Source organism: Sphingomonas sp. Sphisp66 (genome assembly GCF_047324325.1).
GTDB lineage: Bacteria > Pseudomonadota > Alphaproteobacteria > Sphingomonadales > Sphingomonadaceae > Sphingomonas.
On the sequence record NZ_CP168508.1, the window covers coordinates 2,918,743 to 2,941,491 of the forward strand.

General features: G+C 67.2%; 18 protein-coding genes. 11 read left to right on the forward strand and 7 right to left on the reverse strand.

Going from position 1 to position 22,749, the window contains the following annotated elements; translation table 11 throughout:
• Positions 1-76: 76 nt before the first annotated feature.
• The 4 genes from ACEN8G_RS13505 to ACEN8G_RS13520 all read left to right on the forward strand — a co-directional run bounded on the left by ACEN8G_RS13505 (position 77) and on the right by ACEN8G_RS13520 (position 5,203).
• Positions 77-2,566 carry a PhoX family protein gene (locus ACEN8G_RS13505; protein ID WP_413415066.1) on the forward strand — a complete coding sequence of 830 codons (2,490 nt, stop codon included), beginning with the start codon at positions 77-79 and terminating at the stop codon, positions 2,564-2,566.
• A gap of 139 nt (positions 2,567-2,705) precedes the next feature.
• Positions 2,706-3,002: a PadR family transcriptional regulator gene (locus tag ACEN8G_RS13510; RefSeq protein ID WP_413415067.1), complete on the forward strand. Its 297-nt coding sequence runs from the start codon at positions 2,706-2,708 to the stop codon at positions 3,000-3,002.
• Positions 2,999-3,637, forward strand: a complete 639-nt coding sequence (locus ACEN8G_RS13515) for a hypothetical protein (protein ID WP_413415069.1) — start codon at positions 2,999-3,001, stop codon at positions 3,635-3,637. The genes ACEN8G_RS13510 and ACEN8G_RS13515 overlap by 4 nt, the downstream gene beginning before the upstream one ends.
• Before the next feature lie 54 nt (positions 3,638-3,691).
• Entirely contained in the window at positions 3,692-5,203 is a 1,512-nt protein-coding gene (locus ACEN8G_RS13520) for a serine hydrolase domain-containing protein (RefSeq protein WP_413415070.1), read from the forward strand.
• Positions 5,204-5,224: 21 nt separating this feature from the next.
• On the opposite strand, the gene ACEN8G_RS13525 is transcribed toward ACEN8G_RS13520, so the two are convergent.
• The 3 genes from ACEN8G_RS13525 to ACEN8G_RS13535 are packed head-to-tail and all read right to left on the reverse strand — an operon-like array spanning position 5,225 to position 8,538.
• Entirely contained in the window at positions 5,225-5,599 is a 375-nt protein-coding gene (locus tag ACEN8G_RS13525; RefSeq protein ID WP_413415071.1) for a hypothetical protein, read from the reverse strand.
• A gap of 60 nt (positions 5,600-5,659) precedes the next feature.
• Positions 5,660-7,117 carry an amidohydrolase family protein gene (locus ACEN8G_RS13530; RefSeq protein WP_413415073.1) on the reverse strand — a complete coding sequence of 486 codons (1,458 nt, stop codon included), beginning with the start codon at positions 7,115-7,117 and terminating at the stop codon, positions 5,660-5,662.
• Positions 7,117-8,538 carry an amidohydrolase gene (locus ACEN8G_RS13535; RefSeq protein ID WP_413415074.1) on the reverse strand — a complete coding sequence of 474 codons (1,422 nt, stop codon included), beginning with the start codon at positions 8,536-8,538 and terminating at the stop codon, positions 7,117-7,119. Before ACEN8G_RS13535 ends, ACEN8G_RS13530 begins: the two co-directional genes overlap by 1 nt.
• Before the next feature lie 211 nt (positions 8,539-8,749).
• Between ACEN8G_RS13535 and ACEN8G_RS13540 the strand changes: the two genes are divergently transcribed.
• A complete protein-coding gene (locus tag ACEN8G_RS13540) occupies positions 8,750-11,434 on the forward strand; it encodes a PAS domain S-box protein (protein ID WP_413415076.1) in 2,685 nt (894 codons plus the stop codon).
• Entirely contained in the window at positions 11,435-12,049 is a 615-nt protein-coding gene (locus tag ACEN8G_RS13545; RefSeq protein WP_413415078.1) for a response regulator transcription factor, read from the forward strand.
• Positions 12,050-12,082: 33 nt separating this feature from the next.
• Here ACEN8G_RS13545 and ACEN8G_RS13550 read toward each other — a convergent pair whose 3' ends face one another.
• Both ACEN8G_RS13550 and ACEN8G_RS13555 read right to left on the reverse strand, forming a co-directional pair.
• On the reverse strand, positions 12,083-12,445 hold the full coding sequence (locus ACEN8G_RS13550; RefSeq protein ID WP_413415080.1) for a hypothetical protein: 363 nt from the start codon (positions 12,443-12,445) through the stop codon (positions 12,083-12,085).
• 103 nt (positions 12,446-12,548) lie between these two features.
• Positions 12,549-13,889 (reverse strand): alginate export family protein, encoded by a 1,341-nt coding sequence (locus ACEN8G_RS13555; RefSeq protein WP_413415082.1) that lies wholly within the window; start codon positions 13,887-13,889, stop codon positions 12,549-12,551.
• A 196-nt stretch (positions 13,890-14,085) separates the two neighbouring features.
• On the opposite strand from ACEN8G_RS13555, the gene ACEN8G_RS13560 reads away from it, so the two are divergent.
• The 3 genes from ACEN8G_RS13560 to ACEN8G_RS13570 all read left to right on the forward strand — a co-directional run bounded on the left by ACEN8G_RS13560 (position 14,086) and on the right by ACEN8G_RS13570 (position 18,672).
• Positions 14,086-15,975, forward strand: coding sequence for a methyl-accepting chemotaxis protein (locus tag ACEN8G_RS13560; protein WP_413415083.1), 1,890 nt, complete (start codon positions 14,086-14,088; stop codon positions 15,973-15,975).
• A gap of 76 nt (positions 15,976-16,051) precedes the next feature.
• Complete coding sequence (locus ACEN8G_RS13565) at positions 16,052-17,935, forward strand: methyl-accepting chemotaxis protein (RefSeq protein WP_413415085.1); 1,884 nt, start codon at positions 16,052-16,054, stop codon at positions 17,933-17,935.
• Between the two features lie 137 nt (positions 17,936-18,072).
• Positions 18,073-18,672, forward strand: a complete 600-nt coding sequence (locus ACEN8G_RS13570) for a sugar O-acetyltransferase (RefSeq protein ID WP_413415086.1) — start codon at positions 18,073-18,075, stop codon at positions 18,670-18,672.
• On the opposite strand, the gene ACEN8G_RS13575 is transcribed toward ACEN8G_RS13570, so the two are convergent.
• A complete protein-coding gene (locus ACEN8G_RS13575) occupies positions 18,644-18,922 on the reverse strand; it encodes a DUF1294 domain-containing protein (RefSeq protein ID WP_413415087.1) in 279 nt (92 codons plus the stop codon). The genes ACEN8G_RS13570 and ACEN8G_RS13575 overlap by 29 nt on opposite strands.
• Positions 18,923-19,010: 88 nt before the next feature.
• Positions 19,011-19,373, reverse strand: coding sequence for a flagellar biosynthesis regulator FlaF (gene flaF, locus ACEN8G_RS13580; protein ID WP_307120231.1), 363 nt, complete (start codon positions 19,371-19,373; stop codon positions 19,011-19,013).
• 115 nt (positions 19,374-19,488) lie between these two features.
• On the opposite strand from flaF, the gene ACEN8G_RS13585 reads away from it, so the two are divergent.
• Both ACEN8G_RS13585 and ACEN8G_RS13590 read left to right on the forward strand, forming a co-directional pair.
• On the forward strand, positions 19,489-21,888 hold the full coding sequence (locus ACEN8G_RS13585; RefSeq protein WP_413415088.1) for an HAD family hydrolase: 2,400 nt from the start codon (positions 19,489-19,491) through the stop codon (positions 21,886-21,888).
• Positions 21,885-22,703 (forward strand): class I SAM-dependent methyltransferase, encoded by an 819-nt coding sequence (locus ACEN8G_RS13590; RefSeq protein ID WP_413415089.1) that lies wholly within the window; start codon positions 21,885-21,887, stop codon positions 22,701-22,703. Before ACEN8G_RS13585 ends, ACEN8G_RS13590 begins: the two co-directional genes overlap by 4 nt.
• Positions 22,704-22,749: the final 46 nt, after the last annotated feature.

Sequence of the window (22,749 nt, forward strand, 5' to 3'; positions counted from 1 at the left end):
CGCATGTGCGCGTCATGTCCCGCTTCCAAGGACCGGGCGACCGGGTCGCCAGTGACTCGGCTGCTTGGGGGTTTCCATGACCAATCTCACCGAGACGGGCTTCGGCTATACCGACGGCGACGTCGACCAGAACATCCACAACACCGGCCCGTCGCTGAACGAGCTGGCCGACCTGCGCTATTCGCGTCGCCAGACGCTGCAGCGCGGCGGCGCGGCGATCGTCGCGGCGACCATGGGCGGCTCGGTTCTCGCGGCCTGTGACAGCAAGGTCGAGGATACCGGCGCCGGCCCGACCGTGAGCGCCGGCGCGAATGCGGCCACCAATTCGGGCCGTATCGTCACCCTCACCGGCACCGCCACCGGCGGCACCGGCCTGGCCACCGCCTGGAGCCAGGTCAGCGGCCCGGCCGTGACGCTGAACAGCGCTTCCAGCACCACCGCCAGCTTCCTCGCCCCGAGCGTGAGCACCGCCACCGCGCTGGTGTTCCAGTTCGCCGCCGCCGATGCCGCGGGCAAGCCCTCGGTCGCGCAGACCACGATCACCGTCAGCCCGGCCGCGATCGGCTTCACTGCCGTCGCCAAGAACAAGAGCGACGTCGTGACCGTGCCGACCGGCTACACCGTGCAGATCGGCGCCCGCCTCGGCGACCCGATCACCGGCGGCGCCGCGGCCTACAAGAATGACGGCACCGACACCGGCTTCGCCAACCGCATCGGCGACCATGGCGATGCGCTCTACTGGTTCGGCCTGAGCAGCGCCGGCGCCCGCGACGAGACCAGCTCGACCCGCGGCCTGATCGTGCAGAACCATGAGAACATCAACCAGCAGTATCTCCACGCCACCGGCGCCAGCCAGCCCGGCGGCGTCCGCCCCGAGGCGGAAGCGCTGAAGGAGATCGAGTGCCACGGCGTCTCGGTCGTCGAATATTCGGAAGGCGCCAACCGCGCCTGGACCTTCTCCGCGACCTCGACCTTCAACCGCCGCATCACCCCGAACACCCCGATGGCGTTCAACGGCCCGGCCCGCGGTTCGGACCTGCTCAAGACTCCCTACTCGACGACCGGCGTCGCCGGCCGCGGCACGATCAACAACTGCGCCAATGGCTATACCCCCTGGGGCACGCTGCTGACCTGCGAAGAGAATTGGGCCGGCTATTTCCGCCGCTCGGGCGACAACGCCGCCCGCACCGCCAAGGAACTGACCTCGCTCGCCCGCTACGGCGTGACGAGCAGCTCGGGCAGCTATGGCTGGTCGACCGTGGTTCCCGCCAGCGGCACCAACACCACGTTCCGCCGCTGGGACGCTCGCGCTACCGGCGCGGACGCGCTCTCCGACTGGCGCAACGAGCCGAACCAGTTCGGCTGGGTGGTCGAGATCGACCCCTATGCCCCCACTTCGACCCCGCGCAAGCGCACCGCGCTCGGCCGCCTCGGCCATGAGGGCTGCTGGCCGGGCAAGTTCGTCGCCGGCACCAAGCCCGCCTGGTACATGGGCGACGATTCGCGCCGCGAGTACATGTACAAGTTCATCTCGAACACCGCCTGGGCCGCCGCGGATGCAACCGCGGCCGACCGCCTGGCGATCGGCGACAAGTATCTCGACGCCGGCACGCTCTATGTCGCCAAGTTCAACGCCGACGGCACCGGCACCTGGCTGCCGCTGGTGTTCGGCCAGAACGGCATCACCGCCGCCAGCGCGATCTACCCGTTCGCCGACCAGGCGGACGTGCTCGTCAACGCCCGCCTCGCCGCGGACGTGGTCGGCGCGACCCCGATGGACCGTCCGGAGTGGACCGCGGTGAACCCGGTGACCGGCGAGGTCTACCTCACCCTCACCAACAACAACGCCTCGCTGCGCCCGCTGAACGGCACCGATGCGGCCAACCCGCGCCACTATAACGATCCGTTCGGCGCTGCCGCCACGGCGCAGTATGGCAATCCGAACGGCCATATCATCCGCATCAAGGAAACCAGCACCGAGTCGCTCACCTTCACCTGGGACATCTACGCGTTCGGCGCGGGTGCGGACCTCGACGCTACCAACATCAACCTGTCGGGCCTGACCGCGGACAACGACTTCTCGTCGCCCGACGGCCTGTGGTTCGGCCGCTCGAGCAACGCCTCGGGCCTGGTCAAGCCGCTGCTGTGGATCCAGACCGACGACGGCGCCTATACCGACGTCACCAACTGCATGATGCTGGTCGGCCAGCCGGGCGGCGTGGGCGACGGCGGCGCGCGGACGATCACCAACACCGGCACGGGCGGCGCGACCGCGACCCAGGCGACCCGCATCGGCGCGGCGCCGGGCGCGAACCTGAAGCGCTTCCTGGTCGGCCCGGTCGAGTGCGAGATCACCGGCGTGGACTCGACGCCGGACGGCCGCACGCTGTTCGTCGGCATCCAGCACCCGGGCGAAGGCGCTGCCAGCTTCCCCGCCGGCAACCCGAACGCCCCGACCAGCCACTGGCCGGACAGCCAGGCGACCGGCACCGCCGGTGCCACGGTCCGCCCGCGCTCGGCGATCGTGATCATCACCAAGAACGACGGCGGTATCGTCGGACTCTGATCTTCCAGGATCGGTGAAACAGAGAGGGAGGCTCCCGCAAGGGAGCCTCCTTTTCGTTTGGGATCAATGCGATCCGATGCGCGCCGCACGGGTTCGCGAGGCGATTGACTCTTAAATCTACATATGTTGAAAACGCGTCATGATCCGGAAGCGGCGCCCCTCGAAACAGATGATCTCCCTCCTCGGCGTCCTGTCCGATCGGCAGTGGCGGCACGGCTATGATCTGATGAAGGCGACGGGACTGCTCTCGGGCACGCTCTATCCGCTGCTGATGCGGATGACCGAACAGGGACTGGTCGAGGCGGAATGGCGCGAGCCTGCCCAGGCCGGCCGCCCGCCACGCCACGCCTATCGGTTGACCGCCAACGGCTATGCCCTGGCCCGTGACATCGCGCTGCAGGACAGCGCGCTGGCAGCAAAGGCCGTCCGGCCATGATGCTCGCGCTCTCCCGCGCCCTGATGGCGCTCGCCTGCCACTGCCTGGGCGAAGGCCGGCGCGAATGGGCGCAGGCCATGCAGGGCGAGTTCGACGCCGCGATCGAGGACGGGCGCCCGCTGCCCTTTGCAATCGGATGCCTGTGGGGCGCGCTGCGCGAGCTGCCCCTGCGCGAAGAGGGACGGTTCGTCCTGACCAACTACACGCTGGCGCTCGGCATCATGCTACCCATGGCGGCAGTCCAGATCGGCTGTGCGGTCTTCAGCCTGCCCTATCTGTTCGCCGGGCATGATGGCCTGCGGGGCACCCTGGCGCCCGGGCAGGCGATGCTGTTCGGCGGCGCCTATCGCGCGGCGATACCGTCGCTGACCATCCTGCTGCTGCTGTCCGGCGCCGGCCAGCTGCGCATCGCCTGGCTGATGCTCGAGCGCGACTGGTCGCGCGTCACTTCCACAGGCATGGCCATCCTCGCGGCGGTCGCGACGCTGATCCTGTTCATGGGCAGCGTGTTCCTCGATGCCGGCCAGACCGTCACCCAGGGCGCGGTGCTGGCGATCGAGCTGGCGGTGCTCGCCGGCCTTTCCCGCTGGCATGCCGAGCTGAACCTGCCGCCGCCCGAACGCCAGGGCGCATAGGACGCCCCGGCGGCGCCCCTTCGTCGCATATCCCCAATGCAAGGAGAGACAACGATGCCCCAGGCACGAATGACCTTTTGCGCCCTGTTGCTGGGCACCCTCGCCGGCAACCACGCACTGGCACAGACCGCTCCCCCCGCCTGCCCCGCACCCCCTGCAGCCACGGGCGGGCCGAGCAACGTGCATACCCGCTATGTCGAGGCTAACCTCAATCCCGCGGTCCTCAAACCCGGCGCCCGGCCGTTCAGTCTTGCCGAGCGGATGCGCGCCTATGACGTGCCGGGCATCAGCGTGGCGGTCATCCACCAAGGCCGGATCGACTGGGCGCGTGGATGGGGCTTGCGGGACCTGACCAGCTGCGCGCCCGTCACCCCCGACACGGCCTTCCAGGCCGCCTCGATCAGCAAGGTGGTGACGGCGGTGATCGCGCTGCGGCTGGTCGAGCAGGGCAAGATCGGGCTGGACCGGAACATCAACGACGCGTTGCACTCCTGGCAGCTACCCCGGGATGCGAAGCTGGCGCCGGAGGGCGTCACCCTTCGCCAGTTGCTGAGCCATACGGCCGGGCTCGGTGTCCATGGCTTCGACCAGGGGTTCCAGCCCGGTGCGCCGCTGCCCACGACCGTCCAGATCCTCGACGGCCTGCCGCCCGCAAATAGCCAGCCGGTGCGCAGCATATTGCCGGCCGGCGCCCGGTTCCAATATTCCGGCGGCGGCTACATGGTCACGCAACTCGCGCTTTCCGATGTGAGCGGCCTGTCCTTCCCCGACCTTGCGCAGCGCGAGGTGCTGGGCCCGCTCGGCATGACCCGCAGCGCCTTCGCGATGCCCCCATCCCCGGCGATCCGCGCGAACATGGCCTCCGGTTCCGCCGATGGGAAGCCGATGCCGGGCAACTATGTCGTCGTCCCCCAGCTTGCGGCAGGAGGGCTATGGGCCAGCGCCGGCGATCTCGCGCGCCTGCTGATCGACCTTCACGCTTCCGGCGCAGGCGAGAAGGGGCACCGCCTGTCGCCAGAGATGACCCGCGCGATGATGACGCCGGTCAAGGACAATTGGGGACTCGGGCTCGCCCTCTACCGGGACGGCGTCCCGCGCTTTGGCCATGACGGCGTCAACCCGGGCTTCGAATCCTTCATGGCCGCCTATGTCGACAAGGGCGAGGGCATCGTCATCCTGACCAATGGTGGCGATGGCCGACGGCTGATCAACGAAGTCGTCCGTGCCGTCGCAGCCGACTATGGCTGGCCGGACATCGCCACAGCCGCGACCGAGGAAAAGGCCTTGTCCCTCGCCCAGCTGTCCAAGGCCGCCGGGCGCTTCAAGGGGGCCGGGCTCGACATCGACCTGGAAGTGCGGCCGGAGGGATTGTTCGCGCGGTTCGTCGACGCGCCCACCTCGGCTGCCGAACACCTGATCGCCCTCTCGCCCACGCGCTTTCGATCCGAATCGCTGGGCATCACGGTCGAGTTCGCGCCCGACTTTTCGAGCTTCACCTTCATCGATGGCGGTCCACCTATGAAGGTGGTGCGATCGGCGGCGGCACCCGCGGCGAAAGCGGACTGACCGGTCGTCACCCGCCCGAGCCTACCGATCCGTGCGGCTGATGATCCTCGCCACGCCGTTCTTCGGAATGCCGATCATGTAGTTCGTTCCGCCCTTGCAGGTGACGCGCCAGGTCGGCACGCCATCCTGGTCGGCGATGCGGGTCGAGCTGTCGACATGGTCGCAGGGCAAGGGCGCGTCCTGGAGCGCGCGGATGAAGGTCGCGCCGCGCTGGGCATCGTTCTGGGCAAGCACGGCGGCGCTGTAGTTCACCTCGGCCGTGTTGCCGGCGGCGGGCTCGTCGGCGGCGTTGAGCGGCTCGGCGGTCACGGCGTCATTGGCGGTCAGGTTGGTGTTGCTGGCGCCCCCGCAACCGGCGAGCGCAAGCGCGGCAAGCATCGGAACGACAATCCGCATCTTGATACTCCCCAGAAAGACGGTCCCGCAATCAATGCGGGACCGTAACCATTGTTCCCCTCAGCGCTGATAGGCCTTGGGCAGCGCGCCTTCCTTCGGGTCGAGATAGCGCTGGCGCAGGCGCGTCCAGCGGTTCTCGAGCGGCTGCTCGACCCCGTCGATGAAGACGTTGACCGCCGAGGTGCCGATCTCGAGCGGATCGCCGTCCCAGATCACCACGTCGCCGCGGCGGCCGGGCTTGAGCGAGCCGAACTCGCCGCCAAGACCCAGCGCCTCGGCCGGCTTCGAAGTGATCGCTGCGAAGGCCGCGCCCCAGTCGAGCCCGGTCGCGCCGGGCACCTTGGTCAGCGCGACCAGGTTGCCGGCGTATTGCTTCTCCCAGCGCGCCTGGCGGGCCTCGTCCTGGTTGATCGTGCCGATACCGACCAGCACGCCCGCCGCAGTCATCCGGCCGATGTTCGACTGGCTGGCGGCAAGCTGCTCGAAGCTCTCGGGCAGGTCGTTGAGCGCGGTGGCGATCACCGGCACGCCGGCGGCGGCGATCTGCGACGCGACGGTCCAGCCCTCGGTCGCACCGACGAACACCAGCTTGAGCGCCGGCATTTCCTTCTTGAGCTGCAGCAGGACGAGGATGTCCGACGCACGCTCGACATGGACGAGCAGCGGCATACGGCCCTGCACCACCGGCACCAGCGCCTCGGCATCGGCGCGGGTGAGGAAGGCGTCCTTGCCGCGATCGGTATAGCTGCCGGGCGCGCGGACATAGTCGCGGACCTCGAACAGCACGTTCTTCAGCGCGGCATAGGCGGCCGGGCGGCTGCCGCCCGCGGCGCGCGCGCCGGCCTCGCCCCATTCCATGAACTGGAAGGCGCGCGGCTTGCTGACCGCGTCCATGTCCGATCCCAGGTCGATGATCGCGCCCTGGCCGGCGAAGATCGAGCCGCGATTGTCGGGTGCGACCACGGCGCGGGTGATGCCCTCGGCCCGGTTGATCGCGATCGGGGTCGACTTGGGATTGACCGCCGGGGTCACGTCGATCGCCGCGTGGAAGGGCGTACCGCTCGCACCGCTGTCGTTGGTCTCGTCGACGCCGTCGACCTCGACGATGCCGAGACGGGTGAAGCCGGCGAAGATGCCGGGCGAGACCCATTTGCCGCCCGCGTCGATCACGCGGATACCGGCGGGCACTGCGACGCCGGGGCCGGCGGCGACGACCTTGCCGTCGCGGATCACGACGGTGCCGCCGTCGACCGGCTGGCCGCCGTCGCCGATGACGAGCTTGGCGTTGGTGATCGCCACGGTCTGGGCCGCGGCGGGGGTGGCGAACGCGACAGTCGCGAGGAGAGCAGCAGCGATAGTGCGCACTCCCTTTTCCCCGGAGAAGGCCGGGGCCCAGTCCTTGAAAGTCACGAGCCTTGGCGCGTCTTCGCGCGCACGCTTAGTCTGGACCCCGGCCTTCGCCGGGGAAAGGCTGATCGCCGAATCTGCGACGAGGCTATGGCGGAGCTTCTTCGTCATCACTTCACATCCCCCTCGCCCGGCTGGCCGAGCTCGAAATCGGAAACCGGGCGACGCTTCGGATCCTTGGAATCGTACATCAGCGCGCCATCGACCCAGACCATCTCGGGGCGGGTGTAGACGCTGAACGGATTGCCGTTCCACAGGATGACGTCGGCCATCTTGCCGGGCTTGAGGCTGCCGGTCTTGTCGGCGATGCCCAGTGCCTTGGCCGGGTTGATCGCCAGCCAGGTCCAGGCATGTTCCTCGCTGATGTTCATCCCCGCCTTGATGCCCGATGCGCGGGCCTTGGCGACTTCCTGGTTGAGGCGCTGGGTGCCGTTGCCGTCGTCCGAATGGATCATCGCGCAGGCGCCTTCCTTGTCGAGGATGGCAAGGTTCTCGGGCACCGCGTCATAGGCTTCCATCTTGAAGCCGTACCAGTCGGCCCAGACCGCGGCGCAGGTGTTGTTGGCCTTGAGCAGGTCGGCGATCTTGTAGGCTTCCACTGCGTGGTGGAACGCCGAGACGTGGTAGCCGAACTCCTTGGCCATATCGAGGACGACGGCCATCTCGTCGGCGCGGTAGCAGTGGTTCTGGATGAGGATTTCGCCCTCCAGCACACCGCGAAGCGTATCCATCGCCAGATCCCGCGAAGGCGCCTCCCCGCCCTTCTCCTCATATTTGTCCCAGCGACGCTTGTACTCGACTGCGCGGGCCCAGGTCTGGCGGTCCACCGCGATGTTGCCCATCCGGGTCGAGGGCATGCGGCCCTTCGAGCCATAGACGCGCTTGGGGTTCTCGCCGCAGGCCATCTTGAGGCCATAGGGCGCGCCGGGGAACTTCATCCCCTGCATGGTGCGCGCATAGACGTTCTTCACGACGACCGAGCGGCCGCCCATCAGGTTCGCCGAGCCGGGGAGGATCTGCAGCGTGGTGACGCCGCCATTGGCGAGCGCGCGGCCGAAGGCGGGATCCTGCGGCCAGACGCTGTGCTCGGCCCAGGCCTCGGCGGTGACCGGGCCGGTCATCTCGTTGCCGTCCGAATTGGCCTGCACGCCGGGTACCGGATAGTCGCCCATATGGCTGTGGATGTCGATCACGCCGGGGGTGACGTACTTGCCGCGCCCGTCGATCACCGTGGCACCGTCGGCGGCGAGGTTCTGGCCGACCGCGACGATCTTGCCGTTGCGGAACAGCACCTGGCCATTGTCGATCCGCCCGCCCTCGCCATCGAGCACCGTGACGTTGGTCAGCAGCGTCGGCGCGCCCGGATAGGCGTGATAGGTCGAGGGGAAGGGATCGTGATTATACCCCTTGCCCTTGCCCGGGCCACTGGCGGCCGGAGCGGGGTCGGACGATGCGGATTGCGCCCTGGTGCTGCTCGAATCGCAGGCTGCGAGCCCTGCCAGCGCACCAAAGATGATTAACGAGCGGATCAAGCGACTCTCTCCCCCTTGCGTAACGGTGCGGTGATCGCGCAGGTACCGTGCACTTGGCAAGCCATGCTTCTTCGCAAAGAGACTGAACCACTCTGGACTATCCCCATTTTCTCTTGTGCTTGATTGGTGTTATTGACAGTTCCCGGAAGGGGAAGGTGCATCGTTGCGCGTCGCAATTGACCCTGCCGAGCCGTCTCGCGTGACGGCCCCCGTGAACCGGCGGGTCGCCATCGGGCTCGCCGCTTTCGGGCTGGCATGCAGCCTGACCGCATTCGCGGGATGGGTGTTCGACGCCCCCGATCTGCGCGGCTTCGGCTTCAACGACTTCCCGATCTGGCCCTGGACCGCGATCGGCTATGCCGCCCTGTCGCTGGGCTTCCTCGCTTCCTTCGTCGACCGCCGGCGCGTGGCGATGAACCTGCTCGCCATCCCGCTGGTGATCGCCTTCGTCTCGCTGTTCGAGCGCTGGACGGATATCGACCTGGGGGTCGACCGGCTGCTCTTCCCCGACCAGATCGTCGATTTCGCCTTCCCGTCTCCGGGCCGCGTCGGGATCAACCCGGCGGCGGTGTTCCTCGTGCTCGGCCTGGCCGGGCTGGGGCAATGCGTGCGCGACCTGGTGGCCAAGGAGATGCGCAGCCTGGTGGCGATGATCGCACTGGGCCTGGCCGCGGCGGCGGCGATCATCATCCTGTTCTCGCATCCCGGCACCAGCCCCAGCGTGCCGCTGCTGACCACCTCGCTGCCCGCGGCGATCATCTCGATCTCGCTGGCGCTGGCGGCGATCGCCTGGAACAGCGGCTTCACCTGGATGCGCGCATTGGCGCGCGACCCCAGCAACCGGCGCGTGCTGCGGATCCTGCTGCCCGCCGCGCTGATCCTGCCGGTGCTGCCCGCGGTGCTGGAGCTGGTGCTGGCCCGGCGGATGGTGTTCGCGGCGGCGCCCGGACAGCTGCTGGCGATGCTCGGCAATGTGCTGATCGTCGGCACGATCGCCTATTGGGCCGTCACCCGCGTCGCGCGCGAGCAATCCGCCCAGGTCGAGCTCAGCGAGGCGATCGACGTCACCACCATGGCGCTCACTGCGCCGGATGGACGGATCGTCCACTGGTCGGAAGGCGCGGCGGAGCTGTTCGGCTGGACCGCCGAGGAGGCATGCGGGCAGAACAAATATCTGCTGCTCCGCTCGCGCTGCGAAAGCCCCGAGACCAGCCTCCCCCGTCGCCCCCAGGGCGAGGCGCTCGAACTGGTGGAGATCACCCGCGACGGCCGCGAGATCGCCATCCACGAGCGCATCCACCGGGTGGAGATCGCGGGCCGCGAGCCGGTGATCATCCACAAGATGACCGACATCTCCGACCGCGCCCAGACCGTGGCGGCGCTTCGCGAGAGCGAGGAGCGGCTGGCCATCGCCACCGCCACGCACGAGGTCGGCGTGTTCGAATGGGACGTTGCCACAGGCCGCATGAGCTGGGCGCCTGGTGCCGAGGAGCGGCTGGGGCTCGTGCCCGGCTCGGTTACCAGCTTCGACAGCTGGCGCGACCAGATCGAGCCCGAGGACGCGGAGGCGGTGATCGAGACGATCGAGCTGGCCGTCGCCGATCGCGCCCCGCGCTTCAGCTTCCGCTACCGGTTCAAGGAGCGCAACGGCTCGGTCCGCGCCGTCGAGGGTTCGTCGCGCGCCTTCTACGATACCGAGGGCAATCTGACCCGCACCATCGGCGCGATGCTCGATGTCACCGAGAGGGAGGAACGCGAGGCCGCGCTGCGCCGCCGCGAGGCGCAGCTCCGCTCGATCATCGAGACGGTGCCCGAGGCGATGCTCGCGGTGGACGAGGAAGGCACGATCCGGGTGTTCAGCACCGCGGCAGAGGAGCTGTGGGGCTATCGCGCGCATGAGGTGCTCGGCCATAATTTCTCGATGCTCACTCCCTATCCGCGCGACGACGAGGCGGAAGCTGAGGCGGAATCGCGGCTGAGCGCCTTCCTGAAGGGGGGCCAGCCGCTCGAACCGGGCCAGACCATCGCCGCCGCCGGCCTCCATCGCGAGGGCGATCGCTTCCCGATGGAGGTCCGGGCCAGCGTCGCGCAGATCGACGGGCATTCGCTCTACACGCTGTTCGCCCGCGACCTGACCAAGCAGTTCGAGGCCGAGGAGCGGCTGAGCGAGCTGAACGCGGAGCTGGCCCATGTCGGGCGCCAGTCGGCGATGAGCGAGCTGGCCGCCGACATGGCGCACGAACTCAACCAACCGCTCGCCGCAACGTCCAATTTCCTCGCTGCAGCGCGTATGCTGCTCGACAAGGGAGAGGATTTCGAACGCGTAGGCGAACTCCTCCGCATGGCCAACGAGCAAACGTTGCGCGCAGGCGAAATCATCCGGCGACTGCGCAGCTTCACGATGCGGGGCGACGTCGATCTGCGGGTGACACCGCTGGGGCCAACGATCAGAGATGCGGCCGATCTGGTCCTCATAGGAACCAGTCAGTTCAATATAAGGCTGACTTACGATCTCGACCCCGACGTACCCTGCGTCTTCGCGGATCGTGTGCAGGTGCAGCAAGTTGTAGTCAATCTTCTGCGCAATTCTATAGATGTTCTTCGCAAACAGGATGCGATCGATCGTCGGATCACGGTAAGTTCGCGCAAGTCCAGCGAAGATATGATTGCAATAGAAATCGCCGATAGCGGCCCGGGCATACCGGAACCAATGCTCGACCAACTCTTTTCTCGTTTCACGACGACGAAGAAAGAGGGTGCCGGAATGGGTATTGGACTTTCTATCAGCAAGCGTATCATCGAGGCTCATGGTGGGACGCTGAGCGCGGAAAATCGGCCAGAGGGTGGCGCGGTCTTCCGGTTCACGTTACCGACCACGGAACAGGGTGGAGAGTAGATGACAAAAACGGTCTATATCGTGGACGACGACGATGCCGTCCGTGCCTCGCTGCACAGCCTCCTTTCTCTCCGATCAGATCTGGTGATCCGGGCCTTTCGCTCGGGAGACATATTCCTGGAATCGCTGCCGGACCTCGATCCGGGCGTCCTCCTGCTCGATTTCCACATGCCGGGATCGACCGGCCTGGACGTGCTCCAGGCGGTGGGCAACGATCCGAAGTTCGTGGCGATCATCCTCACCGGACAGGGCAATGTCGGGCTGGCGGTGCAGGCGATGAAGGCGGGCGCGCTCGATTTCATCGAGAAGCCCTATGAAGCCGAGTTCCTGATGACGGCGATCGACCTCGCCTTCTCGCGGCTCGAGGAAGGCAATGAGGCGGCGTCGCGGGTCAACCTCGCCGAGACGAAGATCGGCAAGCTATCGCCGCGCGAGAGGGACGTGCTGAAGGGCCTGATCGAAGGGCGATCGAACAAGATCATCGCCTATGAGCTCGACATCAGCCCGCGCACGGTGGAAATCTACCGCGCCAACCTGATGGAGAAGCTGGAAGTGCGCAGCCTTTCCGAGGCGCTGCGCATCGCCTTTGCCGCGGGCATGTTCCCCAAGAACTGAACAGGGAGCCGGGGTCCGCAGGGACCCTGGCCTTCAGCGCTCCGGATAGCCCCAGCCGGGCAGCATCGCCTCGATGGCAAGGGCTGCGTCGTCGCGGGCAACCCGCCGCGGCGCCGCGTCGGCGGCCACACCGCCGATTACTGCGATTTCCCGCCAGCGCGTGTCGGCGCGCAGGGCTGCCTCCCCACCTTCGCGCCCGGCAAGCGCGAGGTCGTCGATGATCAGTACCGGCCCCTTGGCCAGCCAGCGCTCGACACGCGGATCGTCGATGTCATGGATCGTTACGAGGTCCGCGCCCGCCATCGACAGACGCGCGATCAGCGTGCTGCGGAGCCCCGCCTCACGCACAACCAGCACCAGCAATGGAAACGACGGGCTCACCTCGCCCTCCTGCATTTTGCGACCCGGACTTGCTGTCCGCGGATGGCGGGATGTATGCGGGATCATGCAGGTCCCACCATCCGTGGCTTCTACCTAAAGGTCTCGCCGCAATCGCGAATCAGAAGCTGAGGGTTAGATCGGCGTGCACGAACTTGGTGTCGCTGGTGCGCGGCGCATTGGGCGCGTCGTGCAGGAAGGCACCCTTGGCAAGCCAGGCCGATCCGAGCTCGAAGCGCAGCTTCTGCGGAACCAGCCAACGGCGCGCGCGCAGCTCGAACTGGACGCCGCCGAAGGTGTCGGTCTTGCCGGTCCGGTCGATCACGCCAGTCGAAGCGAAGCTGTCGACCGCCGAGGCGAGCCATGCGCCACGCACCGACGCCATCAGGTCGAGCCGCTTCGACGGACGCGCCTCGAAGCGGACGCCCGGCGAGACGATATTGGCGCGGCCGAACGCGCCGTAGAGCGAGAGCGGGCCGAAATCGGCACGGCGCGCGCCGTACAGCGTGTCGAAGCGCGTGAAGGTGTTCGGATTGGCCGTCTCGCCGCTGGCATAGTCGAACAGCGCTGCGACGCGCGGCGCCCATTTGCCATCGAAAGTCCAGCCGCTCTCGGCATGGACGAAGCCGGCGCGAACCTTGAGATCGCGCACATCGGTGACGGCGGCAGTGGCGCGGGCGAGGCCGCGCTGCAGCGCCGCCTCCACCTCATAATCGAGCGCATTCTTGGCCGGCGCCCGGCGCAGGCGCGCACCGAAGGTGACCAGGCGGCGGTTGCGCGTCGGATGGGTGGTGCGGTCATGCTCGATCAGGCGGAAGCCATAAGTCTCGAGCGAGGTGTTGCCATAGAGCTTCGCCAGCGTTGCATTTCCGCCGAAGAACTCGATGTTTTCCGTCGCGCGGTCGAGCTGGACCTTGTTGTCGTAGATATCCGCGGGGGTTTCGGGCAGCGCGGTGAAGGGGCGCGTCCAGAACAGGACCAGCTGGTTCTTGTTCCTGTCCTTCGCCTCGATCTTGGCGCCCAGATAGGTGGGCACGCCGTTCGGGAAGTCGGTGCGGCCGACCAGGCGGCTCGCGCCGATGTCCATCGCGAACTTGCCGCCGGTGACCTGCACGCCCTTGACCGGACGCCAGCCGAGATAGGCCTGGACCGGTTCGAGGTCGTTGATCTCGCTGGTGCGCACCGAGCTACGCTCGCTCTCGCCATAGCCGCGCGCATCGACCACTTCACCGACCAGCGTGAACGCGCCGATCTCCGCCTTCGCCGCCACCATGGTGCGGAACGAGAGGAAGCTGTCGCTCTCCGGCGTGTTCGGACGGAACTGGCCGCCGATCGTCTCGGCACGGACGCGGACACTGCCGGTGACGCTGAGCTTGACCTTGTCCTGCGCAAGCGCCGGCGCAGCGGAAACGAAAGGCAGGATCGCCGCGCAGGCGAGAGAGAGGTGGGCAGAACGGGACACGGGGAACTCCGGAAATGGTTACCCGTCGAATTATAGGATGATCCGTAAACTCCAGACCCCACCCTGTGGAAACTACGCAGTCCGGGAACGGGTCGCCACTTGGTCCTATAATGAAGGGTATTTTCGCGCCCGTCAGGGCTCCCCTGTCAATCGCGGTGCCCGTCACGAAGGGTGCCGGAAGCTAGTGGAATTAAGAATGCTCGGCACAATCAACAGCTGGCCCCTCGCAAAGAAGATGCTGGTGGCCTTTGCCCTTATCGGCACCCTGGTCCTTGGCCTGGGTATCAACGGCTATGTGTCGAACAAGACGCTGAGTGGCGTCGCCACCCGTCACGTCGAGAATGGCATCACCGGGCTTTCCGGCCTGACCGACGTTCTCGCCGACATCCGCGAGCTCCGCATCATCGTCTACAGCTATTACAACGCTGCGACCCCGAAGGACGAGGCGAGCCTGGTCGAGCGCCGCGCCAAGGGCGAGGCCAAGCTGCTGGCGGACATCGATGCCTATCGCAAGGTCGCGGGCAGCGACTTCAGCGCGGATGTCGATGGGCTGCGTGCCCGCGCGACCGAGCTGATCGAGGCCAACAAGATCATCTTCGACCTGCGTGCCGCGAACGACCTGGAAGGCGCGGTCAAGGCGATCAAGGGCGTCGGCAAGGAAAAGTCGCACGACGCGATCGAGGCGGCCGACAACCTGCTGACCAAGACGCGCGAGCGCTCGGCCAAGGACAATGAATATGGCGAGGGCCAGACGACCTTCGCGCTGGTGATGACGATCCTGCTCTCGCTGGTCTCCTTCGCCGGCCTGGGCGGCATCTGGCTCGCGATCAACCGCACCGTCGCCAACCCGATGGCCAAGCTGACCGAGGCGACCACCGTGCTCGCCCAGGGTGGCGAGGCCGAGGTGCCGAGCCGTGACCGCAAGGACGAGCTGGGCCAGATCGCCAATGCCGTCGAGCAGTTCCGCCTGGGTACCAAGGCCCGCGCCGAGGCCGATGCCCGCTCTGCTGCCGAACTGCGCGAAGTCATGGATACGCTGCGCGACACGCTGCAGGCGCTGAGCCGCGGCGACCTGACCGCGGAGATCACCGCCGCCTATCCGGCCGCCTATGCCGAACTGAAGACCAACTTCAACGAGGCGGTGACCAGCCTGCGCACGCTGATCGGATCGGTGATGGAATCGACTGCCGCGATCAACACCGGCTCGAGCGAGATCGCCTCGGCCTCGGAAGATCTGGCACGCCGTACCGAAGCCAATGCCGCGAGCCTCGAAGAGACTTCGGCCGCGATCGCCCAGATGGACGAGCGCCTGAAGGCGATGGCGGGCTCGGCCGGCCGCACCGTGGAACGTGCCGACGGCGCGATCACCACCGTCTCGGGCGGCCGCGCGATCGCCGACGAAGCGGTGCAGGCGATGACCCGCGTGGCGGACAGCGCCAAGGGCATCGACAGCGTCATCGAAGGTCTCGACAAGATCGCCTTCCAGACCCGCGTCCTCGCGATGAACGCGGCCGTGGAAGCCGGCCGTGCCGGTGAGGCGGGCCGCGGCTTCGCCGTGGTCGCCGATCTCGTCTCGGCCCTGGCGATGCGCGCCGAGGAGGAAGCCGGCCGCGCTCGCGACCAGCTGACCGCGACCCAGACCGACATCGTCGCCGCGGTGGAGATGGTCGAGAAGGTCGATGGCGCGCTCGCCAACATCTCGGGCGATGTGAGCGAGGTGCACTCGCTGCTCGCGGAGATGGCGACGGACAACCAGGCCCAGTCGACCGCGATCACCCAGATCAGCGCCGCGATCGGCGTGATGGACCAGGGCACGCAGCAGAATGCCGCGATGGTCGAGCAGACCTCCGCCGCCGCGCGCAACCTGAGCTCGGAAGTCAGCTCGCTCGCCGAGCAGGCCAGCCGCTTCACCGTCGGCGCCGCAACTGCAGCCCGCCCGGCGATGCGCCCAGCCCCCACTCCCACCCCTTCGCGCCCGGCCAAGCCGGTCGCCAAGAAGAACGCGACCTATGTTTCCCCGGTGAAGGCGCTGCCCATCACCACAGCTGTTGCCAGTGGTGGCGACGACGACTGGACGTCGTTCTGACGACAGCAAGCATCCTTTTCAAAGTAAACTGAGGAAGCGAGCCCCGGGGGGCTCGCTTCTTCGCAGGAGTAAAGAGATGAACCTTCTCGCGAAGTTCAAGATTCCAACAAAGATCCTCGCGCTCGTGATCATGATCGCGGGCGTGGGTTTCGCCGTATCGCTGTTCGGCACCAATTCGCTCGACTCGATCACTGCGAAATATTCGACGCTGGTCGAAGAACAGATGCCCGTTTCCACCGCGATGGCCCGCGCCAATCGCCGCGGCACCGACATCGCCTACGCCGCCTATCGCGCGCTCGCTTATGACGGCGCCTCCAGGGAAGCGCGCGAGACGGTCGGCAAGGAGCAGGCAAGCTTCGATTCGGCCAACAAGCTGTTCGACAACGCGGTGCAGCTCCAGCCGGAACTGAAGCCGCAGATCGAGGACTTCCGCACGCGGATGGCCAAGGTCCATGAACTGGCCGCCCGCGCCATCCAGTTCGGCCTGCGCAACGACAACGACAGTGCCCGCTCAACGCTCGCCGAGATGGACCCGCTGATGAACGCGCTCGCGGCGGACATGGTCAAGTTCAACGACGCGATCATCGCCGACGGCAAGAAGGAATCGGACACGCTTTCGGACTCGGCCGACGCGACCTCGACGCTGATGCTGACGATCAGCATCATCTCGACCCTGCTCGCGCTGGGCGTGGCCTTCATCGTCTCGCGCGCCGGGATCACCCAGCCGCTCGCACGCCTGCAGGACACCATGCGCTCCCTTGCCGGCGGCAACAACCGCGTCGAGGTGCCGGGCACCGATCGCGGCGACGAGCTGGGCGACATGGCCAAGACCGTCCTCGTCTTCCGCGACGCCGCCCAGGCCCAGGAAGCCGCCGCCGCCGCCAAGGCCAAGGCCGATGCGGAGCAGAAGATGGTCGTCGAGACGCTCGGTGACAATCTCGGCGACCTCGCCAAGGGTGACCTGACCGCTTCGATCACCCGCGAGTTCCCGGGCGAGTACATCCAGCTCAAGACCAACTTCAACGAAGCGGTCAGCAGCCTGCGCACGCTGATCGGCTCGGTGATGGAATCGGCCGCGACGATCAACACCGGCTCGACCGAGATCGCCCAGGCCTCGGAAGACCTGGCGCGCCGGACCGAGAGCAACGCTGCGTCGCTCGAGGAGACCTCGGCCGCGATCAGCCAGATGGACCAGCGCCTGAAGGTGATGGCGGGCTCGGCCGGCCGCACCGTGGAGCGTGCGGACGGCGCGATCAGCACCGTCTCGGGCGGCCGCGCGATCGCCGACGAGGCGATGCAGGCGATGACCCGCGTCAGCGACAGCGCCAAGGGCATCGACAGCGTCATCGAAGGTCTCGACAAGATCGCCTTCCAGACGCGCGTTCTCGCGATGAACGCCGCCGTCGAAGCAGGCCGCGCCGGTGAGGCGGGCCGCGGCTTCGCCGTGGTCGCCGATCTCGTCTCGGCCCTGGCGATGCGCGCCGAGGAAGAGGCCGGCCGCGCCCGCGACCAGCTGACTGCGACCCAGACCGACATCGTCTCGGCCGTGGATGCGGTGCAGAAGGTCGATGGCGCCCTGGCCAACATCTCGAGCGACGTGGGCGAAGTGCACACGCTGCTCGCGGAGATGGCCGCGGACAACCAGGCCCAGTCGGCTGCGATCACCCAGATCAGCACCGCGATCGGCACGATGGATCAGTCGACCCAGCAGAACGCCGCGATGGTCGAGCAGACCTCGGCCGCCGCGCGCAACCTGAACACGGAAGTGAATGCGCTTTCGGAGCAGGCCAGCCGCTTCACCGTCGGCGCCGCCACTGCGGTGCGCCCGGCGATGCGCCCGACCCCGACGCCCGCTACCCGGGCGCCGAAGCCGGCCGCGAAGAAGGCCGGCTATGTCTCGCCGGTGAAGGCGCTTCCTGCCGCCGCGATGGATGGCGGGGACGACTGGGCCAGCTTCTGAGCCCTGCCCCCAACGCAAGAAAAAGGGGCGTCCCGGCTTCGGCCGGGGCGCCCCTTTTCTGTGGGTGCCGCCTAGGCCGATCCGCTGCCTGCGTCTATCCAGCCGGGCCAGCGCCGCAGGATCGAAGGAGGTAACACGTGTCGCAGGAGGAACACACGCGTGTCATTGCTGCGAAGACGCCCGAATCCGCCGCGATGGTGGCGGCAACCAAGCGGGCGATGGCCCTCGCCGCACGGATCAACCGCCTGACCTTCGACGACGCTGCCGAGGTGCGGGCGCTGTTCGGCGAGCTCATCGGCCAATCGCTGGACGACGGCTTCCTGCTACTCCCGCCCTTCTACGCCTCGGGCGGCAGCGAGACCCGTATCGGCCGGAATGTCTTCATCAATCAGAACTGCACGCTCTACGATCTAGGCGGCATCGATATCGGCGACAAGGTGATGATCGGGCCGAATGTGAGCATCATCACCTCGGGCCATCCGCTCGATCCGGCCACCCGTCGTTCGGTCACGATCGGGAAGCCGATTTCAATCGGATCGAACGTCTGGATCGCCACCGGCGCGACGATCCTGGGCGGCGTGACGATCGGTGAGAATTCGGTCGTGGCCGCGGGCTCGGTGGTGACGCGGGACGTGCCGCCGAACGTGCTGGTCGGGGGGGAACCCGGCCCGGATCCTTCGCGCGATAGTCGACGACCAGGCCGCCTGATCATTTCGATAAAGCCCAGGCGAGGATAGCTGCTCCAAATCCAAGCTGCGCCAACGCGATCAGCCAGAGCCGGGTCGTAAAGGGCTGCTTGCGGGTCTTGTGGCGGAACAGCCGCCGCGCCGCGAACGCGCCCGGCGAGCCGCCGATCAGGGCCAGGCCGAGCAGATCGGCTTCGGGAATGCGCCGCGCGCCGGCGATCGCACGCCTTTTGTCCTGCCAGAACCGCAGGATCGTCCAGAAATTGACGAGAAGGAACCAGGTGAAGGCGGCGATGTGCATCCGCCGTGCCTAGCCGGAATCCGGGCCAACGAAAAAGGGCGCCGCGGCTTTCGCCGGGCGCCCTTTTTTCTTCAGCCGGATCGCGGGATCAGGCGGCGACGCGTTGCGGAACGCGCAGGCCTTCCATGATCATCCGGTTCACTTCGATCAGCTCGCGGATACGCTCGCGACCGGCGATCACGTCGCTGGTGAAGCGATCGACCCAGAGGCCGAGCGAGACGATCTGCGCGCGCAAATCGCGCGGCAGGCCGTTGTTGGGATCGTTGCAATCGTTGCTGAAGGCGTTCCACATCTCACGGTTGCGATGCAGCGACGGCATCAGCAGCGCGCCCTTCGCGCCCCGCTCTTCCGCTTCCATCATCTCGCCAGTGATCTCACCCAACAGCCTGAGCTCTGCCGAGCGCGGCGTTTCGGCCCGGGCACGGGCCGCCTGATAGGCACTAAGGGTCATGCTCGCTCCATTTGCTTGACCCTTCATTCTAGGACGATTGCGAACGTTCCGGGCGCGCGCATCCTATAAGATTAGTGCGCCCTCCGAAATGCGGGCGCGCATCCGGGGAAAATCATTGGCCAACACCATCCTTCCGCACGCGCTACCGACCGCGCTCGATGCGTATCCGGGCGTGACCTTGCTCTCGCTCGACTGCTTCGACACGCTGCTGTGGCGCGACGTGCACGCCCCGCGCGACCTGTTCGGCGCGCTTGGCGAAGCCAATCTGCTTCAGCGCGGCTGGGCCGAGCAGACCGCGCGGAGCACCGCCGCGGTCCGCCACCGCCGCAACGAAGTCCATATCGACGAAATCTATGCCGAGCTGCTGCCGAACGCGAGCGCAGCCGAGCGCGCGGTCGCGGTGCGCGACGAGCTCGATGCCGAGGCGCGGCACTGCTTCGCCTTCCAGCCGACGGTCGAGCTGATGCGCGCAGCCAGGGCCCGCGGCATCGAGACGATCATCGTCTCCGACACCTATCTCGACGAGAAGCAGCTGCGCGGCCTGATCGCTGCGGCGGCGGGCGAGGAAGTCGCCGGCCTGATCAGTCGCATCTTCTGCTCGTCCTTCTATGGCAAGGCGAAGAGCGAGGGCCTGTACGAGCCGGTGCTCAGGGCGCTCAAGATCGCGCCGGAGAAGATCCTGCACATCGGCGACAACAAGAAGGCCGATGTCGACGGCGTCGCCCCTTTCGGCGTGAACACGCTGCACCTCAAGCAGTTCACCGAAGGCAGCGAGCAGCGCATCCGCCTGGAAAGCGCGATCAGCGCGATCTTTCACCCCACCGAGGAGCGCACCGCCCTCACCCATCAGCCACACCGCGCGACAATCGCGGCTCATGAGCCGCAGCTCGACAACGCGGCGGAAGTGCTCGGCTACACCACGCTCGGCCCGGTGCTGCACGGCTTCGATCGCTGGCTGGCCGACGAGGCCGCCGCGCTCCAGGCACAGAATGGCGGCAAGGTCCATGCGGTGTTCCTGATGCGCGACGGCTATCTGCCCCAGCTCGTTCACGAGGCGCGCGGCGGCACTGGCCATGCCGTGGAGATCAGCCGCTTCACCGGCACCGCCTCTTCGCTGACCGATGCCAAGACCGTCGAGAACTATCTCCAGCGCGAGATCATGAGCGATCTCAACGTGGTCGCGAAACAGCTGCTGTTCCCGGCAGCAGAAGCCGCCAAGCTGGTCAAGGATCATGGACGCCCGCCCGCCTTTCTCAAGGCCGTGCAGGATCCCCAGCGCATGCGCCGCATCACCGCGGCCTCGCGTGCCTTTGGGGAGCGCATGGTCGCGCATGTCCGCAAGGCGGTTAACCCGGCCAGGGGCGACACGCTCATGCTGGTCGACCTGGGCTATAACGGCTCGGTCCAGAACGACATCGAAGCGGTGCTTGCCCGCGCCCTCGAGGTGAAGATCGCCGGCCGCTACCTGGTGCTGCGCGAGCAGTCGCGCAGCGGCTTGGACAAGAAGGGCTTCATCGGCCACGACGATTATGACTGCGCCGCGCTCGAATCGCTGTGCGCGAACGTCGCGGTGCTCGAGCAGCTCTGCACCGCCGCCCAGGGTTCGGTCGTCGATTACGAGAAGGACGGCACCTCGATCCGCCGCGGCAACTCGATCAAGTCGCGCCAGTCCACGGTCCGCGAGGCGGTGCAGGCCGGCTGCCTTCGCTTCGTGCGCGACGAAGGCAGCGTGACGATCCGCGCCGCGCGGGCGCCACACGAGACGATGATGTGGCGCCGCGGTGCCGCCGCGGTGCTCGGCCGGCTGATGTACGTGCCGCTGGAGGCCGAACTCGCGGTGCTCGGCGAGTTCGAGCACGACATCAACCTGGGCGTGGACAACACCGTCTCGCTGTTCGACGCCAGCGTCGCGAAGAAAAGCCTGCGCCAGCGCGGACTGTCCTACATGAAGGGCGCGGACCGGATGTACCTGCCGGCCGAGTTGCACGGCGAGGGCCTGGCTGTGAAGCTCAGCCTGCTTGCCCAGCGCCGCTTCGCCATGCCGCTCAAATACCAGGACTTCGTCGACAATTCGATCGCGCTGCCGCTTATCGTCGCCGACGGCAACCAGGTCTCGACGGGCAAGGTCACCGCCACCCCGACGCATGACGGCTATTATCTGGCGCCTATCCCGATCGGCGACAGCCGCTTCTCGGTGGGCGTCCAGTTCGGCCAGCTTTACGATTATGTGCAGGTCGAAAGCGCCAGCTTCATGCCGGTCGATCGCTTCCTCAGCGACAAGCAGCACGCCGATGGCAACCAGGAGATCGATGCCCTGCCCTCGCTCGAGGGCATGGAGCAGGTCGCCCCGCATCTTTTCCGCTGCGAGAACGAGTTCGGCTTCATGATGGTCCCGCCGCCGCCGCGGCAGGGGGACCGGCCGATGATGCTCGCGCTCGTGTTCCGCCCGATTGCCGCGCGCCAGGCCGCGGTGCCCCAGACTGCCCCCCACATCTTCGCAGGAGCCCACGCATGACCCTTCTGATCCATTCCATGTCGGAATTCTCGGACATCATCCTCCACGCCCTGCAGATCGCCGGCGTCCGCCACATCGCCGAAGTCGGCGCCGAGTTCGGTGGCACCTCGCAGCAGCTCGCCGCCTATGCCCGCGTGGCCGGCGGCAGCCTGACCAGCATCGATCCGGCGCCCAAGAACGAGTTCCTCGCCTGGGTGGCGCAGACCCCCGAGGTGCGCCACATGCCGGAAGCCAGCCATGACGCGATGCCCAAGCTGTCGAACATCGACGCCTGGGTGATCGACGGCGATCACAATTACTACACCGTGATCGAGGAGCTCCGCATCGCCAACCGGCTGGCGCTCCGCGACGGCAAGCACCTGTTCGCGCTCATGCACGACGTCTCCTGGCCCTGCGCCCGCCGCGACTGCTATTATGCGCCTGACCGTATTCCGGCCGAGCATCGTCACCCCTATAGCTACGAAGCGGGCGTGACCCTCGGCGATCCGCAGCTGCACAAGGATCGCGGCTTCCGCGGCTGCGGCAGCTTCGCCTGGGCACTGCACGAAGGCGGCCCCCGTAACGGCGTGCTGACCGCGGTCGAGGACTTCCTCGATGAGGCGCGTACCGAGGAGCGTCCGCTCGCCTGGGCGCATGTGCCCGCCGTGTTCGGCCTGGGCGTCCTGTTCGACAGCTCGGCGCCCTGGGCGCCGGCGCTCGCCGAGATGATCGTGCCCTGGCACAACAACAAGCTGCTCGACGCGCTCGAGACCAACCGGCTGCGCAACTACCTGGCCGTCATCGACTGGCAGGACCGCACCGCGGCCGCGGCTTAACCAATTTGCCGGTGCGGGCGCACCGCACCGGCAAATCCTTCCTATA